The 17100-nt window shown below is 49.7% G+C and carries 12 protein-coding genes; 7 read left to right on the top strand and 5 right to left on the bottom strand.

Annotated elements, in window-relative coordinates:
- Nucleotides 1-8 precede the first annotated feature (8 nt).
- Nucleotides 9-3653: a CDP-glycerol glycerophosphotransferase family protein gene (locus CQ011_RS03375; protein WP_105674604.1), complete on the top strand. Its 3645-nt coding sequence runs from the start codon at nucleotides 9-11 to the stop codon at nucleotides 3651-3653.
- Between the two features lie 4 nt (nucleotides 3654-3657).
- On the opposite strand, the gene CQ011_RS03370 is transcribed toward CQ011_RS03375, so the two are convergent.
- Entirely contained in the window at nucleotides 3658-4854 is a 1197-nt protein-coding gene (locus CQ011_RS03370) for a CDP-glycerol glycerophosphotransferase family protein (protein WP_105674602.1), read from the bottom strand.
- A 331-nt stretch (nucleotides 4855-5185) separates the two neighbouring features.
- Between CQ011_RS03370 and CQ011_RS03365 the strand changes: the two genes are divergently transcribed.
- Genes CQ011_RS03365 through mutM form a run of 4 tightly spaced genes read left to right on the top strand, consistent with a single transcriptional unit; the run spans nucleotide 5186 to nucleotide 7545 of the window.
- Entirely contained in the window at nucleotides 5186-5707 is a 522-nt protein-coding gene (locus CQ011_RS03365; RefSeq protein WP_096255359.1) for a YceD family protein, read from the top strand.
- 2 nt (nucleotides 5708-5709) lie between these two features.
- Nucleotides 5710-5913, top strand: coding sequence for a 50S ribosomal protein L32 (rpmF, locus tag CQ011_RS03360; protein WP_096255361.1), 204 nt, complete (start codon nucleotides 5710-5712; stop codon nucleotides 5911-5913).
- Nucleotides 5914-5916: 3 nt separating this feature from the next.
- Entirely contained in the window at nucleotides 5917-6615 is a 699-nt protein-coding gene (gene rnc / locus CQ011_RS03355) for a ribonuclease III (protein ID WP_105674600.1), read from the top strand.
- A 9-nt stretch (nucleotides 6616-6624) separates the two neighbouring features.
- Entirely contained in the window at nucleotides 6625-7545 is a 921-nt protein-coding gene (gene mutM / locus CQ011_RS03350) for a bifunctional DNA-formamidopyrimidine glycosylase/DNA-(apurinic or apyrimidinic site) lyase (protein WP_105674598.1), read from the top strand.
- Between the two features lie 115 nt (nucleotides 7546-7660).
- On the opposite strand, the gene CQ011_RS17650 is transcribed toward mutM, so the two are convergent.
- The gene (locus CQ011_RS17650; protein WP_146112550.1) at nucleotides 7661-8692 is read right to left on the bottom strand and encodes an alpha/beta hydrolase; all 1032 of its coding nucleotides are present in this window, start codon (nucleotides 8690-8692) and stop codon (nucleotides 7661-7663) included.
- A gap of 64 nt (nucleotides 8693-8756) precedes the next feature.
- Here CQ011_RS17650 and CQ011_RS03340 point away from each other — a divergent pair, with 64 nt between their 5' ends.
- Complete coding sequence (locus tag CQ011_RS03340) at nucleotides 8757-9485, top strand: DUF6270 domain-containing protein (RefSeq protein WP_219844177.1); 729 nt, start codon at nucleotides 8757-8759, stop codon at nucleotides 9483-9485.
- An 87-nt stretch (nucleotides 9486-9572) separates the two neighbouring features.
- Here CQ011_RS03340 and CQ011_RS03335 read toward each other — a convergent pair whose 3' ends face one another.
- The 3 genes from CQ011_RS03335 to CQ011_RS03325 form a co-directional block, all read right to left on the bottom strand.
- Nucleotides 9573-11393: a hypothetical protein gene (locus CQ011_RS03335; RefSeq protein ID WP_105674592.1), complete on the bottom strand. Its 1821-nt coding sequence runs from the start codon at nucleotides 11391-11393 to the stop codon at nucleotides 9573-9575.
- A 73-nt stretch (nucleotides 11394-11466) separates the two neighbouring features.
- Entirely contained in the window at nucleotides 11467-12411 is a 945-nt protein-coding gene (locus tag CQ011_RS03330; protein ID WP_146112548.1) for a hypothetical protein, read from the bottom strand.
- An 88-nt stretch (nucleotides 12412-12499) separates the two neighbouring features.
- Nucleotides 12500-13312: a serine hydrolase domain-containing protein gene (locus CQ011_RS03325; RefSeq protein WP_105674588.1), complete on the bottom strand. Its 813-nt coding sequence runs from the start codon at nucleotides 13310-13312 to the stop codon at nucleotides 12500-12502.
- A gap of 150 nt (nucleotides 13313-13462) precedes the next feature.
- Here CQ011_RS03325 and smc point away from each other — a divergent pair, with 150 nt between their 5' ends.
- Complete coding sequence (smc, locus tag CQ011_RS03320; protein ID WP_105674586.1) at nucleotides 13463-17035, top strand: chromosome segregation protein SMC; 3573 nt, start codon at nucleotides 13463-13465, stop codon at nucleotides 17033-17035.
- Nucleotides 17036-17100 lie beyond the last annotated feature (65 nt).

Genomic DNA, 17100 nt, shown 5'->3' with positions numbered 1-17100 from the left:
CACTAGCCATGTCCAACATGGAAATGGCTATTGCCCGTCAGCCCCATCGCTACGGCTGGATCCAATCGTTGGCGTTGAACATGCAACGCATGAAAAAATTCGATCGTGCACTGGAATTGTTTGCCGTTGCCTGTGCAGGACAGCCCCAGAATGTGCGCTGGCATCAGCGGTATGCCAAATGTGCGGTCGCCGCGCGCAATAAAGATTTGGCCGGGAATATCCTGGAAACTTTGGTAACAAAGTACCCCTTAGATCCGGAAACTTCCAAGGCCCTCGCGAACCATCTGTTGGTTACCGGTCAGCGTTGGAGAGAACTCGAAGTACGAAGCAACTTCATTGAAGTCCACAGGCAAGACGCACAGTGGTTGTTCCTCTCGGGGCAGGCGGCACAATTCATGTCGCGCTTCGAACAAGCACGTGACTTTTATCTAGAAGCCACCGCCTTAGAGACACAGCATTCAAAGGTCTGGTACGGTCTAGCACGCGCTTACGAAGAGCTGGGAGACTACGAAAATTCCAGGAACGCAGATGCACAAGCCGTGTTCACCAGTGGGAACGAGCGGATACTAAAGCTTGGCATTGGCCGGTTGCATGAGCGAGAAAGCGACTGGAACAGAGCGGAGCAGTCCTATCGCCGAGCTCTGGACGAATCCGGAGATCCAGAAATTCGGCAGGCATTAAATTACCGAGCCGGCGAAGTGAATAGTAGATTATTCAACCTAGAAGCTGCTGCTAAGCACTTCGGCGAATCTCGGGCCACGGCTACGAGCATTGAAGAACAAGTCATCTCGGCCTACGCCCAAGCGCGCGCTTATGCGCGTGCAGAAGATTATGCCAGTGCTGCCAACACCTACTCCACCTTTGTCGAATTACTTCCTGAACAGAGCCGGGTAGAAATTTCTGTAGCGCTTTACCGGTATGCACACGCGTTACATCAGCTAGGTAGCTATGAACAAGCTACGAATATCTATTTACAAGCCGCAGAGGCTTGGGGATACCTCACTGATGCGCTCAAAGTGCCAGCTATAGCTGGCCCACGCGCCGCAGAATGTATCGCACTAGCCCAAAGCGCCGAGGAGCGTGGGCAATGGCAGCAAGCCGCAAATGCATACCAGGACGCTTTGTGGCACACCTCAACCACCCAGCGTATGTGGCAAGCCCGCGCCGGTCAGGCTCTGAGTAAAATTGGTGAGCCACAACAGGCCTGCGAATACTTTGAGAATATGCTACTTTTCAACGAAATCTCAGTCGCCGGAATCGGGAACGCGCTCAAAGGTGTAGGACGTCATCGTGGGGCACTATTCATTCATGCAACCGAACAATTGCCGTTGGACGAAAAGCTCATAGTTTTTGAATCCTCCCATGGTAAGAACATTCATTGTCATCCTTTGGCGATCTTCCTCCAGATGCGCAACGATCCACGTTTTGAGGGTTTTCGCTACGCATGGGTTTATAACGACCATACGCAGACTCCCGCACAACTGGCGGACTACAGCGACGTAGCAATCATCAAGCAACATTCGGATGCTTACATTAGATTGCTCGGTACAGCTAAGTACCTCGTAAATAACGCAACGTTCCCCACATATTATGCGCGTCGTGAGGGACAACAAGTACTTAATACCTGGCACGGCACGCCGCTGAAATTTATGGGCAAACTGGTTAAAGGTGTAGTTGGCGAGCATAGGAATGTGCAGCGCAATTTCCTGCAAACCACGCACATGATGGTGCCCAACGAACACACGTTGAAGACCCTCTCTATAGACCATGACTTGGATGGAATCTTCCCGGCCAAGGTCGCCTTGACTGGCAGCCCTCGAATTGACTCGATGCTGAATCTTACCCAACAACGAAAAGACGAGATCCTCAGTCTGCTTGGAATTGATTCACAGAGTGAAGAACCTGTGGTTCTTTTTGCACCTACCTGGCGTGGCCAGCTCAACGACCGAAGCTACGATGTGAATTCTCTAGTCTCGGACGTTGCTCAGATGGCCAAGGGCGAGCATCACATGCTGTTTCGTGCCCACCGCTTTGCCGAGCAACTCATTGGTGATGCAGAACTAAACGCAACAATTGTGCCTGCTTCAATCGATACCAATGAGCTACTGGCTGTAGTTGATGTGCTCATCACCGATTACTCCTCGATCTTCTACGACTACTTGCCAGCCCGTAAACCAGTTCTCTTCTATACGCCGGACTTTGAAGCTTATGATTCCGAACGTGGACTGTATTTCGACAGGGCAACGTGGCCAGGCCCGGTCAGCGACAGCATCCACGAGTTAGTTGATGAATTGCACCAGGTGCTGGATGCTCCTGCGGCCGAATTGCATGAAAACTTTGCGGATAACGTTGCTAAATTCGCGCCAATGGAGGATGGGGCAGCCAGTAAGCGCGTGATTGAGTTCTTCTTCTTTGACGATGCTTCACAGGTGCTTGTTCCTGCATTGGACCGTCGCACCAAATTGTTGTTCTATCAGGGCCCGTTTAAGCCCAACGGCATTGCCACAGCATTTGTTAACTTGATTGGTTCGCTGGACCCAAGTAAGTACTTGGTCACTGTGGCGGTAGACATGAATGCAACGGCTGCTGACCCGGCAGCGCTGGAGATTCTCAACTCGCTACCGGGCCATGTGCAGGTGCTTCCGCGCGCGGGCGCCACTGCCATGTCCGCCGAGGAACGCTGGGTTTCGGATTCCTATCATGCTCAACGTGGATTCAGCTCGCCCGAGGCAGAAAAAATTCATTTCAACACCATGGTCAGAGAAATGCGTCGCAGTTTTGGTGACGCGCAATTCGATGTCGCGATTAACTTTGAAGGATACTCGCGGTTCTGGGCCGCACTGTTTGGTGCCGCTCACAGTCACGCAACTAAGACGTGCATTTACCTTCACAACGATATGGTAGGCGAGTGGCTTCTACGCTTTGGCAGTATGCCCGGACTCTTCGCCACCTACCCACATTATGATCGCTTAGTGTCCGTCACGGATAGTGTTGGTGAAGTTAACGAACGAGAATTGGGTCAACGGTTTGATATCGACCCGGCTTCGTTTACCGTTTCCGAGAATCTGTTGGACCTCGTCAAACCTGCGCAATGGTCAGAGCTCTCTGAACCGGTGCATGAGTTCCCCGGCGAAGACTTAACGGTCTTCGCCAATATGGCGCGTCTTTCCCCAGAAAAAGGACAAGCCAAACTCTTGCGTGCATTCGCGGAGGTTCATGCAACTCATCCGAACACACGCTTGCTGCTCATCGGGGATGGCCCACTACGAATGAGCCTAGAAGAACAGATCATCCAGCTGGAATTGGAAGGCAAAGTCGCTATTACTGGACTACTGGCCAACCCATTCCCTACCTTAAAATCGGCAGATTGTTTTGTGTTCTCATCTGACTATGAGGGGCAGGGTCTAGCCATGATTGAGGCAATGATGCTGGGCCTTCCAGCGATTTCTACTGACGTTGTAGGTTCACATAGTGTGCTTATTGGCGGCTACGGACTACTAGTAGAGAATTCCGTTGCAGGGCTAAAAGAGGGTATGGAAAAGCACCTTGAAGGCTATCGAGCCGAACGAGACTTTGATGCTGCTAGGTATCAGAAACGAGCCCTAAGGCAGTTTGAATCACTAGTGAGTCAACCCGCGCATGTAGGGCAATAAATAACTAGCTTTCCAGCAAGTCCAGCGTTTCAGAAATAAACCTGGACATGCTGGCTCCTGGAGTGATGTCGCCGAAGTAACGCTCAATCAGAGCGTTACGTTCGGCGTCTTCCATTTCCAGCGCCTGGTGAATTAGCTCTGCCGCATTCTCAGCCTGTACTGAACTCAGACTGGGCAGTTGCTCTAGCGCAGGAGAGTCCGCCACGACTGCTTCGGGCGACACCGGAGTAGTAATAAAAATAGGTTTGCCGGTGGCAAGGAAGTCATAGGCAACAGCGGAGATATCTGTAATACACGCGTCAGCCTTGGACCACTGCCAACCCCAATGCGCGGTGTCGTCAAAAAGCAGTCGCCCTGCTGAACCAGGATTCGCTTCAGATAGTTTTTGCCGAATCCGGGCAACATCAGCACCGTATTCTTCTACGTTGACCCCGGAACGAGGGTGCGGACGGAAAATAACGTTGAAGCCGCCGTCGGCAATCAGTGATTCAATAATTTTGACGCCGTGACTAGTTACCGAGCCATAATTCATTGAGGGACGGTCACCCTCCCAGGTAGGGGCATACAACACGGTGGGTAGCTTGGTATTCAATGAATAGGGAGCCAGATACTCAGTGTCTATCTGTGGACGCCCCACGAGACGGGTGCGCGCTGTGGCGTCGTAGTTACGCAAATTTTTCGCTAGTCGATCCCGTGCTGCCGTGCCAGCACCAAAAACATAATCATAAGACTTCAACTGATTTGACCACATGTACGCCTTTTCGCTTTCGCCATGACAGATGAACACATGGTCAGGTTCGTTGAATCGAATCATCTGGAAGTTCTTGATGTTCTGATTGACGTAAAACACAACATCTATACGTTGTGAATCAACTAAAGCTTCGACGTCTCCGATTGTTGGTGCAAGATGTACCGGCAAGGGGCATTCTTCAGATAGCGCCAATGCTGTCCCGGGCTGGCGAGCAATAACGACTACCGGAACTGATTGTGCCAGCTGTTGTAACGGCGCGTACCACTGACGCAATTGATAAGCATTGACCATGTCGTCTGCAAAGTACAGTCCCACTCGGTAGCGTTGCTCGCCTTGTGGCAGATGGAACAGATGCTTCGCATAACGATTAACTTGAACGCGTTGTTGTCGCGCTATGAGACGTTTTTTAGCGAAGCCAACTGCACTGGCCAAGACTGGTAAAGCACGCATGAGAACCCTTAGTGATGATGAAAGCTGAGTCAATCCTATGCGTGAGATCCATTGTTTATCCAAAAGACATGCCCTAGTGCAGGGGTGTTCAACTTCCTGCTTCTGCTGTCCGTGGGATAAAGTGTGTTCAGTGCAACAATGAATCTTAGTGCGTGGAACGGTTTTCAGTTTGGGAACTAGGCTCCGCGCAAGCTAAGATGAAATGTCGGACTATGTATAAGTAGGAGTCATCATTAGCGGTAAGCGTTCTGATCGATCGTCACACGGCGAACTCGATCGCAAGTCGCCATTGGTTATATCAGCCATGGAGCTCGGTCGTGCACCAGGATCCATGAGGACTCTCAACGAGCAAGTCCCGGCACCCGCAGATGTGGGTAACGCACTCATTGGTATTCGTGGAGGATCTGAGGTTTCCTTAGATCTTCGCCTTGAAGCTGTACACGAGGGCATTTTGGTATCCGGCATCGCCACGGTGGAAATCGCTGGCGAATGTGGACGGTGCCTGAATCCTATCGGGTTCAAGTACGGGGCTGATATTCAGGAACTCTTCTACTATGAAGATAGTGATGAATTCGAAGAAGATGATGATGTAGATCAGTATTGGGTTATCGGTGACCACATGGACATCGATCCGGTATTGCGGAACGCAGTGGGAACTGTCCTGCCGTTTCAGCCGGTATGCCGGGACGATTGTTTAGGACTTTGCAATGAATGCGGAGCCAACCTAAATGATGATCCTGAGCACCACCACGAGGTAGTTGATCCTCGTTGGGCAGCGCTTGCGCAGTTGTCCGAGGCCGCCACAGAAGATGTGGCAACAGACAAAACGTCAGACGAGAGAGAAGAGAAGTAGTCGTGGCTGTTCCAAAGCGGAAGATGTCCCGTGCGAATACTCGTGCCCGCCGTGCACAGTGGAAGGCTACCGCGCCGAGCTTGGTGAAAACCATGGAAAACGGTCGCGTTACCTACAGCCTGCCTCACCAGGCAAAGGTTGTCACTGACTCAGCAGGTACCGAGTTGTTCCTTGAATACAAGGGCCGCAAGGTAGCAGACGTCTAAGACATGTCTTCTAAAGAAGAACTTTTGAAGCGTCTCGGAATCGAACTTGATTCCGAGACGCTTCATCTTTCATTGACCCACCGCTCGTATTCCTACGAAAACGGTGGCATACCCACCAATGAGCGCCTAGAGTTCCTCGGCGACTCCATTCTGGGATTCTGCGTTGCAGAACATCTCTATAAAAGCTCCCCGGATCTTGCCGAGGGTGATCTTGCGAAGCGTCGTGCCGCGGTTGTCAGCACGCGCGCACTGGCTAGCATTGCTCGTGAGCTAGAAGTCGGCAAACATATTCTTTTAGGGCGTGGCGAAAGCCAGTCCAATGGTGCAGATAAGTCCTCCATCCTTGCCGACACCATGGAAGCACTCATTGGTGCTGTCTACCTGTCCCACGGCATGGACGAAGCACGCCAAATGGTCATGCGCTTTATTGGACCGCTTCTTTCGGATCCCCAGTTGCTCGGCGCTGCCACCGACTGGAAAACCGTCATTCAAGAAGAAGTCGCAGCCGCCAAAAATGGCGATATGCGATATGCGGTCACCGGCTCTGGCCCAGACCATGCACGCTCCTATGTGGCTGAACTTCTTATTGCAGACAAGGTCTATGGCACTGGCACTGGCCCTTCTAAGAAGGAAGCCGAACAAGAAGCCGCGCGCAATACCTGGAATATGCTTCACCCCGGTGAAGACCTCCCGACAAATTAGAGTTGCGTCATGCCTGAGCTGCCCGAAGTAGAAGTAGTACGCGTCGGACTCGACAAGTGGGTTAGGGCCCGTTTAATTGAGTCCGTACAGGTACTTGATCCGCGTTCGGTTCGCCGGCACATCGATGGCGCCCAAGACTTTGAAGAAACGCTCACCGGTTGCACGTTAAGATCAGTAGCGCGCCGCGGCAAATTTCTCTGGATGGATCTCGAAGGACTGCCAGAACCTACAGCACTCGTAGCTCATCTAGGGATGAGCGGGCAGTTACTCGTCGAAGAACCTGATGCTGAGGATGAAAAACATCTCAAGGTGCGCCTATCTCTTGCCGAGCGCTCTGATGCGCCTAGCGAACTGCGTTTTGTTGACCAGCGTATTTTCGGCGGGATGTTTCTCTCCCCGTTAGTGCTCACAACAGACGGATACCCTGGAGGAGCAGGTAGTAGTCAGCCGTTCATTGCTCAGGCTGCTTCGCACATCGCCCGCGACGTCTTGGATCCACATAGAGACCAAAACGATCTGTACTTGGCACTACGTAAACGCTCCACAGATCTAAAGCGTGCCATCCTTGACCAGGGAATTATCTCCGGGGTGGGGAACATCTACGCCGATGAAGCGTTGTGGCAGGCGGGTCTTTCCGGGCTGAGAAATACAGCAACTATGCGACGTCCAGAAGTTACACGACTGGACGAAGCCCTGGTCGATGTAATGACCCGGGCGCTGGAAGCGGGCGGAACTAGCTTTGATTCGTTATACGTCAATGTCAACGGTGCAAGCGGTTACTTTTCGCGGTCGCTCAATGCCTACGGTCGCGAAAGCAAGCCGTGTCTTCGTTGCGCCGACAACGGCCGTGAATCGCTTATCCGCCGTGACCCATTTATGGGACGTTCATCTTACAGTTGCCCATTGCGCCAGCCACGGCCCCGGCGTTGATCAGGCTGCGTTTCGCTTCGTTTCAATACGAATAAATTTTGTAACCGAGGATGTGGAGTCAACGCTTTTGCATACGTTTAAACACGTGAGTAAACAGGAGTGTTCTCTCAAAGAGTTATGCCAAATCCTTAATCAGCATTTCCAAATCCGAATATGCTACTTGTAGGATTTGCCTAAGTTCTGGAGCAACTGATTTTTTGTCGATATCATTGATTTGTGAATGGATACGCTCAATTTCTTGGTGAATCACTGCCACCGATTTTGAGGGCGTGTGCTGAGAGCCGTCATTGTCAATCATTCCTCCGTTGATGAATCCATCCGGCCTGGACGACCAGTTCGGTGCAGATGAGACGAGTTGCTTCAGTAGATCCATATACTCGTTTTTAGGTGGAACGACATGACCTTTACCCCAATTTTCAATTTTGAATTGAATATTATCTCGACTTTTAGTTGCAACTTTAAATGGCATAAAATGAAAATTAAAATATAGCTCATCGTTCGAATTTTGGAGATAAAAAACCTTGTTTTTTCGAGGAATCGAGTAATAATTCGACATGCTGGTAGGAAATCTTTTAGCTACTTGTTCAGGCAACCACCCAGGGAATGCTCTTCGAGAATATGAGTCAAACCTGTATGGTTTGGATTCTAACTCTATTCTCGGATTCATTACGACACATACGGAACCAGCAAATAAAGCGCTGTAACGGAGAGCTGCAAATCCGCCTGCGGATGAGCCGAAGAAGATAAGGTTTCTACCGGAGCTAGAATTTACAATATTCTTGACAATATCTACGATGAAAGCTGAAGAATCAACACGTTTAGTGGATTGATGCCAAAATGTTAGCATCGATTCTGCGCCGCCACATGCAGGATCTGCAAATGAAAGTAGATTGACGCCTAGTTCTTTGGCAAAATTGTGTCCTGAGAATATAGGGTAATGCTCTGTTTTTGTTCCTAGAGCTGCGTGAAAGGCGACCAAAGTGACATTCGAGCCTCGGTCTTCGAAAAAAAAGTCAAAGAATCGATTGTTTGACTTAACTGAATTTAGACCAGGTCTAATCGGACTCGCGAGAAGCGCTTCAATTGTCGTAAAAGTGCGGACGCCATTCAACCTGTATTTTTCGATGTTTCTCGTACGTAAAGCCATAGTGTTAATTTTAGCATCCAGTGGTACTCTAATGCGAAGCACCAGATTGCTGTAGTTTAGATGTATGCCTAATCTCTTCATTTACGGTAGCTGCGTAAGCCGTGACACATTTCAGTATCTCCCGGATAGTTGCAACCTGCTCGGATACGTAGCCCGTCAGTCTCTCATAAGCGCAATGAATCGGCCTTCATCCTTGACCAAAGGCCCACCTTTAGATTCCAATTTTCAAAATCGGATGCTGACCGGTGATTTGGATTCTAATTTATTAAAATCACTCAGAGAACACGCTGACGACATTGATTTGTTACTAGTGGACCTTACTGATGAAAGACTAGGTGTTCACAAATTACCCGATAACTCTTTCGTGACGAGTTCTGTAGAGCTTTCACGTTCAGAATGGCTGAATGCGGTGAGTCCGAAGCCGGGAAGAATTGAGATTGGAACAGAAAGGCATACTTCTTTCTGGGAAAACGCCGCTTTAAAATTCTACAATTATTTAGAAAATCTCGGTCTTTCTGAGAAAACTCTAGTCATTAATACGCCATGGGCTGCTACTTCTGTGGAAGGCACCGAGGTTCCCGTGTTTCGCGGTATTTCCGCGAGAGATATGTCGCTAAAAATAGCAAACCTATCTCAAATTCTCAGCAGGACAGGCCTTGAAGTTATTGATATGCCTGAAAGGCTGGCCGTTACAACTCGTCAGCATCAGTGGGGCATTGCTCAATACCATTACTCCGCGGGGGCGTATGAATGGATAGGGAAAGAGATACAACAAAGATTGAATAAAAGTTAAGTATCTATAATTGATGTGTCAAGACTAATAAACTAATTTTTGTTTATTATACGAGACACATCAATTTTTAGAATCCATTATGAACGACTACCCGAGACTGCACCAGGTAATAATACTTCCAAGTGAGTAGAGGTCTCTAAGCTCTCTCTTGTTGAGGCTCGGCTTGCTTGCAATTGACTTAATATAATTTGGATCAATGTATTCATACACTGGACTTGATGGCGAAGTCTCGAATGCCTTTCTAAGAAGCTCTTGACCTGTGGTTTTATACATGATTTGCCAAAAATTTACACCTTGCTTGTTGGCCTGAGCCGTCATGGCTTGACGTTGCGCAGTTGTGTGCTGTGGTTGTGGGATATCGAGACCGGAAAGAGCGTTCAGAAATTTGCTTTCACTTACGGTCTTCGGCTGAATAGATTCTTCAAACGAAATTTTTCTGGAGGTGCTTGGCCAAGATGCTTGAACCGGTTTTTTGCGCCGTTTTAGAAGTTCGTCACTGAAGCGCTCGTAGTCAAATGGAAATTCTAGAAGTTTGGATGAAAAAGACTCCATGAGATCATGTCCAATTTCGTTCGCTGCCCTTGTACTTTGGGTAGCGCGACGAGAGAGTTCAAAACCGGCGAGCGAATATAGTGGATCGAACCTAGAACCAATTCTGCTCCACAAAAGCGAGGATTGACCAATATGGTAGCGATTTCTGGTGTGAGTATAGTATGCATCCCCGAGAAACTCGGGGTCGTCGTAAATCGTGTTTATGCGTCGAAAGTTTTGGATTAGCTTAGAACCGAGAGTGCTAATCGCCGCTGGAGAAATATGCTTATTCGCTTGCGAATCGAAAGGAAGATAACGCTTAAGTATTAGTTCGTCACTTAGGCTACCTTCTGAGGTTATTTCGCGATTGCCATAAAAAGTACGTAGCACTTCACCGTATCCACCCCCCATTGCTACAACATTCGCTGAAACTTCTCTGCCTAACGGTCCAGTATTGGTGATACCGCCACTTGCAAATAGTGGTCCCATTAATCGCTCTGACATGTTGGTCGTGGGCGCAGGGGTCAGGCCTGCGCCCAACGTTCGACGTAAGCCGAACTGTCGAGATAAGCCATCGGCAATGACACGATCTGTCGAGCCCTCCGGGCCGGAACAGAAAAGTAGTGTGCGATCTTCAACACCGAGATGCAATATCGCAGACAATACGATACGCGAATCGAATCCACCGGTTAAATGTGAGATCACTTGATCGGAGTTAGAATTGACTAATGCCGAAATGGTACTTAGCACTTCGTTTCGAAGCATCTGAAACAATTCGAAGTTTGTGAGCGCCATTAGACTATGCGTTGACTTATATGCACGGTTTTGCGCTTGGTTATCAGAAATGTATACATACTGAAAGGGTTCAATGCTATGAACATTCTCAAAACTGTTATTTACGAGGCCACCGTTTCCCAGTAGCAACCGTTCAATTTGAAACAATGGGTCTTTTGAGACTTTGATTCCGTGGTCTGCTGCTTTGGTGACGAGCGCGGTTGTACTTGTGCTTACAAAAACGTGCCCATCTCGTTGTAATGTAAAGGCAAGCGCACCACCCAAAGGATCAGGTAAACAGGCGCTCCACCCTTCACTATTGTCGTGGATATAAAGTGCACCAGGATTTTTAGCATTTATTGCCCACCAATCTGCAATTTGCTGAATTTTCCACTCTGCGGCGGAACGCGGAATACAGATTTCGAGATCTGCTGTTCTAAGTGCAGCAATTCCTGAAATTACGACGCTTCCGTCGAGCCAGAATTCCCTATTCCCCCGTCTGACTGGCGGCTCATCGCTCATTACTTTAGCTGCGGATTCGAGGTCGTTTTTGCGCGCTGGAGTGCTAACTATTACGGGTGCTACTAACATGGTATTGGTCATTCGACGATCCTTTAGTTATGGATAAAAACGGTGAAATCCTAATTCGTTTGTGGAGGGCAACTTTGCGAATAAGTTAGTATTGTGAACCAGAATTTGGTGCCAGATCGAGTTGAACATCGATTGCTTTCATGTCTGTATTTGAAAGTTGAAGCAAAATCGAGGCTATTAGGTTTGAGTCTGGAGGGTTGTGACCTTCTGCAAAATCTTGCACCGCGAAAATATGCTGATCGGTATATGCATGCACCCCTGGCTCAATGGGATGCTTTGATATTTTGGACCACAGTGGTGATAGATGTTTTTGAAGATGCCAGTCGGTTTTATTCTGTAAGTAAACCAAGCGCCGGATCGAATTGATTGTCTCAGGCACGAGAACGTTTGTGCTTACTAATTTATCCGTTCGTGGTCTGCAATACTGCTTCCAGTTATCTTGGGCAAGCGTTGAATGCGCAAAATTAAATCGACTTTTCAAGTATGCTTTGACGAAACGCTCGTAGTAGCTATAAATATCCGTTTGTGGATTCCAAACTACAACAGTCGCCGGCTTTGCCAAGCGTTTAGCGTAGTTCAATGAAGCATATCCACCACCGGAACCGCCAACTAGAATTAACTCAGTTTTCAATGAGTCCGCTATCGCGTTGAGCATAGTGGTGAGATTAGCTTCGAAGTTATCATGAGCTCCGCCGGTGTACCATGCCAGACTCAGTTCTGGATCATCATCCAAACTCGAATCCGCGATGCTGATCATGGGTAAATTATTCTGGGAACTCAATTTAATACCGGAAAAGAAGGGGCCCTGTTTATTTCCGCGGCTTGAGATCGCTCCACTGAAAAACGTCGTAATCGCTTTTTGCTCGGCATTATGCACATGCTCATTCACGTAGATATCTATAGGACGGGGCGATCCCGGGAAAATTACGGAATGAATACCTGATAGACCTTTCCAACGATTTGAGAAGTCCTCAATGTTGTCCCACCAATAATGTAGGACTTTCCACTGGCGATAATTGCTAGGTTTCATGGAGTTTTCCCTGACTTATGTTATTCCGTTATAGAATAATTGTATTGTGATTAAATATAATACTAAATGTTGACTAATGTAATTCGCGCTAGGAATAGTCTGTTAAAATTGATTTGTTGTAATCCGGCCAGATAGCTAAAGACCATTTACTGAATTTTCGATCAGTGAGCGTCACGCAGGCAAGACGATGTTCCGGGTCAACCCATAGGAAGGTGCCGGACTGTCCGAAGTGTCCAAAGGTGCTTGATGGGTGGTTCTGACCAGTCCAATGAGGATTTTTTGTTGACCTGATCTCAAATCCTAGACCCCAATCATTCGGGTTTTGGCGCCCATAACCAGGTAAGATCCCCGCAAGATTTTCGAAATGCACGCGGGTGGCATCATGCATGGTTTCTGCCGCTATTAGCGTGGGGTTGAGTAGTTCAGCAGCAAACAACGCAAGGTCCGAAGCGTTTGATCGCCCGTCTTTGGCGCAGCTACCGGCAATCTCCGTGTTACTCATACCTAGAGGAGTGAATACGGCTTCTTGCGCATACTCCGAGAAGCTCATTCCGGTTTCTTTTTCAAGATGTTCGGCTAGAACTTCAAAACCGGTGTTTGAATATCCTCGTTTAGTTCCTACCGCGAAACGGATAGTTGTCGAGTCAAAGTCATATCCGGCCGTATGCGCAAGTAGATGGTGGACCGTTGAACCTTCAGGACCCGCTGGATCCTCTAACGTGATTGCTTCTTCTTCAAGAGCGATAAGGAAGGCGTACGTGCTCAACAGTTTGGTAACTGAGGCCAGAGGGTAAACACGCGTGGTATCTCCATGCTCGGCCACTATCGCGCCGTCCCCATTGATGACTACAGATACCGCGTTATCTACCGGCCATTGTTCAATCTGGGCTAAAACACTCATGGTTAGACCAATCCCTCATTATTCGTTCTCGTGATTGCGAGCGGGAATCACCCAATCGTGGCATCGCTTCGCTAGAATTACGAGCAGGAATTGGATAGCTTTCCCTAGTCAACCATATCGACACTAGACCAAACATAGGAATTTTACGCCGTGCATCTGAAGACTCTCACCGTTCGCGGATTCAAGTCTTTTGCTTCAGCGACCACGTTTGAGTTTGAGCCGGGCGTCACTGCCGTTGTAGGACCTAACGGTTCAGGCAAATCTAATGTCGTGGATGCGCTCGCCTGGGTTATGGGGGAGCAGGGAGCTAAGACCCTTCGTGGCGGCAAAATGGAAGATGTCATTTTTGCTGGTACCTCTGGCCGTGCTCCGCTAGGCCGCGCCCATGTTTCGTTGACCATCGATAATGCTGATGGAAAGCTTCCTATCGACTATGCCGAAGTGACAATCTCTAGAACATTGTTCCGTGCCGGTGGATCCGAATACGCTATCAATGGCTCGTCGTGCAGACTGCTTGATATCCAGGAATTACTCTCAGACTCCGGACTGGGCCGAGAAATGCATGTCATTGTCGGTCAAGGCCAGCTCGACAAAATTTTACATGCCACCGCTGAAGACCGCCGTGGGTTTATCGAAGAAGCCGCCGGCGTACTCAAACACCGCCGGCGTAAAGAAAAGACACTACGTAAGCTTCAAGGTATGCAAGGCAATCTAGACCGTCTTGAAGACTTGAGCTCGGAAGTACGCAGGCAATTAGCACCCTTAGGGCGACAAGCAAAGATTGCCCGTCGTGCGCAGAGCGTACAACTGGACGTACGCGATGCAAAAGCTAGGCTTTTGGCTGACGATCTTGTTTCTCTGAATAATAAGCTTGCCCAGGATATTGATGATGAGACCAAAATCCAGGCCCGTCAACAGGAAACCACTCAGCGCCTTGAACATGTGAAAACACACGTAAGCAAGCTGAGTGAAGAAATTGAGCTACTCACGCCCCGGCTTAGCTTGATCAACGAAACTTGGGTCTCGCTGACTACGCAGGGAGAGCGTTTCCGTTCTCTGGCGGCCCTAGCCAGGGAACGCGGAAAGCTTCTCGAAGGAAATCAGACCCACTTTGATTCCAGCCGTGACCCTGACCGACTCGAAGCGCAGGCTGAACGCCTAACCGAAGAACTCGCAGAGCTTGAAGAGTCGGTAGAGGACCGCCATGAGATTCTCGCGGAGGCTATCGAAGCCAAGGAGCATGCCGAAGAACAAGCCCGCGCGGAACAGCAGCGAATGGCAGCCATGCTGCGCGCAGCCGCTGACCGACGTGAGGGCATGTCGCGTCTTGCCTCACAGGTGGCCTCGGCGCGAAGCCGAGTTGATGTGACACACGCAGAAATTGCACGCTTACAAGACGGGCTGCGTTCCTTTGATGCGGACTTAGAGGCTGATGCAAGATCACATGCCGAGCTCTCTGCAGAGCTTGAACAGAAGTTGGCCACAGAGTCCACGCTCAATGAGGAATTTGAACGGGCAGAGTCAGACTATGTGCTCCTCTCAAAAGCTCAGTCTGAAACTTCGGCTCGCGAAAGAGAACTTTCGGTCCAAATATCTGGGCTCAATGCACGCCTCGATGCACTGCAACTCAACACCAAACGAGATGATCAATCTGAACAGATCATCTCTCAGGCTCCCGAAGCAATTTTGGGTCGGCTAGGCGAACTTATTTCGGTTTCCGCTGGCTATGAACAAGCGATCTCGGCAATTCTCCGAGAATCAGCCGAAGCCCTGGTTGCACGCGACCAAGCATCTGCGTTGCAGCTCTTAAAATCACTGGCAAATGATCATTCGACTCATGCTAGTTTTGTTCACGCGTCCGTAGAGAGCTCCCGCGGCCTCACGAACTCAGTTGTTGGAATATCTGCGCGCGAAGTTGTCTCCGCAGACCCAATGCTGAATGCTCTACTTGATGTGATCTTTGCTAATCACTACGTAGTACAACACCTAGACGAAGCCAGTGAACTACTAGAGGCACATCCCAAAGCACAAATCACCACCTTGGATGGTGCCACGGTCTCAGCCCTACGTAGTTCTGTAGGAGATTCTGCCGGGGCTTCGCTCATTGCCCAACAAGCACTAGTGGAACAAACCGCGGCGGAACTAACTACTGCATGCAATGAACTTAGTGAATGCGAGGCCCAGTTAGCCGAACGTGCACCATTGCTCTCACAAGCCCAGCTCGCCTTTGAGGATGCGCAAGGAGCGCTAGCAGAGTCAGATGCCACCATCGACGAGATCTCCACATACTTAGCAAAACTTGGGCACAAGCTACGTACCGCGCGCGCCGACAAAGAAGCGTTGGCCCAGCGGATACAAACGACCGGAGAAAAACTTGAGATTGAACAGGAATCTCTTGAAGAAATCACCGAGCGCATGGAACTGGCCTCCGAGGACCAAGATGAAGACTCCATAGATGATGCCGGACGTGCGGCCTTGGCAGACGCTGCCTCGGCGGCCCGACAGCGTGAGCTGGAGGCCAGGTTGGCACTGCGTAGTAGTGAGGAGCGTGTTAGCGGTCTGCGTTCCCGTGTTGAGGGCCTACGCAGAACCGCAGCAGCAGAACGTTCCCACCGCGAGGTCGCAGCGCGGAGGGCGGAAGATCGCCGGGCTCAGGCTGTTAACGCGCAACGTGTCGAGCAGGCAGCCGAACGGGTCTTGCGTTTCATTGAAATATCCGTAGATATCGCGGCAAAGGAACGAGAGACGCTCACCGGCAAGCAGGGTGAGCTGGACCGGCTACTATCGAGCCAACGTACCCAGGCAGAACAACTCACCGCAGAACTTGCTCGCCTATCTGACGCGGTGCACCGTGACGAGATGGCTCGTGCTGAGTTGAGGCTTCGTATTGAAACTCTAGAAACGAAGTCCTTAGAAGATCTTGGATTCACTCCAGATCATTTGATTGCACACTTTGGTCCGGATCAACTGATTCCTGAGGATGTTGATCCAGAAGATAAGTGGGCAGAACTTCATCAGAATGTTGATGACGAGGGCAACCTCATCGGTACCAAGCCCTTTGACCGAGCTGAGCAAGAGAAGCGTCTGAAGAAAGCGGAGCGGGACTTAGCGGCACTTGGCAAGGTCAACCCGTTGGCGCTGGAAGAATTTGCTGCTTTAGAAGAACGCCACAAATTCCTCAGCGGACAGCTGGAGGACCTGAAGAAGTCGCGTAATGACCTGCAACAGATCATCAAGGATGTAGACGCTCACGTGGAGCGGGTTTTCACCGAGGCTTACAACGACACCGCTGTGCAGTTCAAACGAATCTTTGAGCGTCTTTTCCCTGGGGGAGAAGGACAGCTTGTCCTCACTGATCCGGAGAATATGTTGACTACCGGCATTGAGGTCGAAGCTCGTCCTGCAGGGAAACGGATCAAACGACTTTCATTGCTCTCTGGCGGTGAACGTTCTTTGACGGCCGTAGCATTGCTGGTTGCTATCTTCAAGGCGCGCCCCTCGCCGTTCTACGTGATGGACGAGGTCGAAGCGGCACTCGATGATGTGAATTTGGGCCGACTCATCACGATCTTTGAAGAGCTTCGTGAAGCGTCTCAGCTGATTGTCATCACCCATCAGAAGAAGACCATGGAAGTTGCAGATGCGCTGTATGGCGTGACCATGCGCGGCGACGGAGTTTCGACCGTTATTAGCCAGAAATTGGCGCGACCGGAACCTGTTTAGCAACTACTCGTAGGCTCTGGATATACTTGTCATGGACTATCAAGTTCAGCTTCGTGACAAGTGAT

The sequence above is a fragment of the Arthrobacter sp. MYb213 genome (genome assembly GCF_002979915.1).
Taxonomy (GTDB): Bacteria; Actinomycetota; Actinomycetes; order Actinomycetales; family Micrococcaceae; genus Glutamicibacter.
Note: the sequence above shows the minus strand (reverse complement) of the source record. Positions and strands in the feature narration are given on the sequence as shown.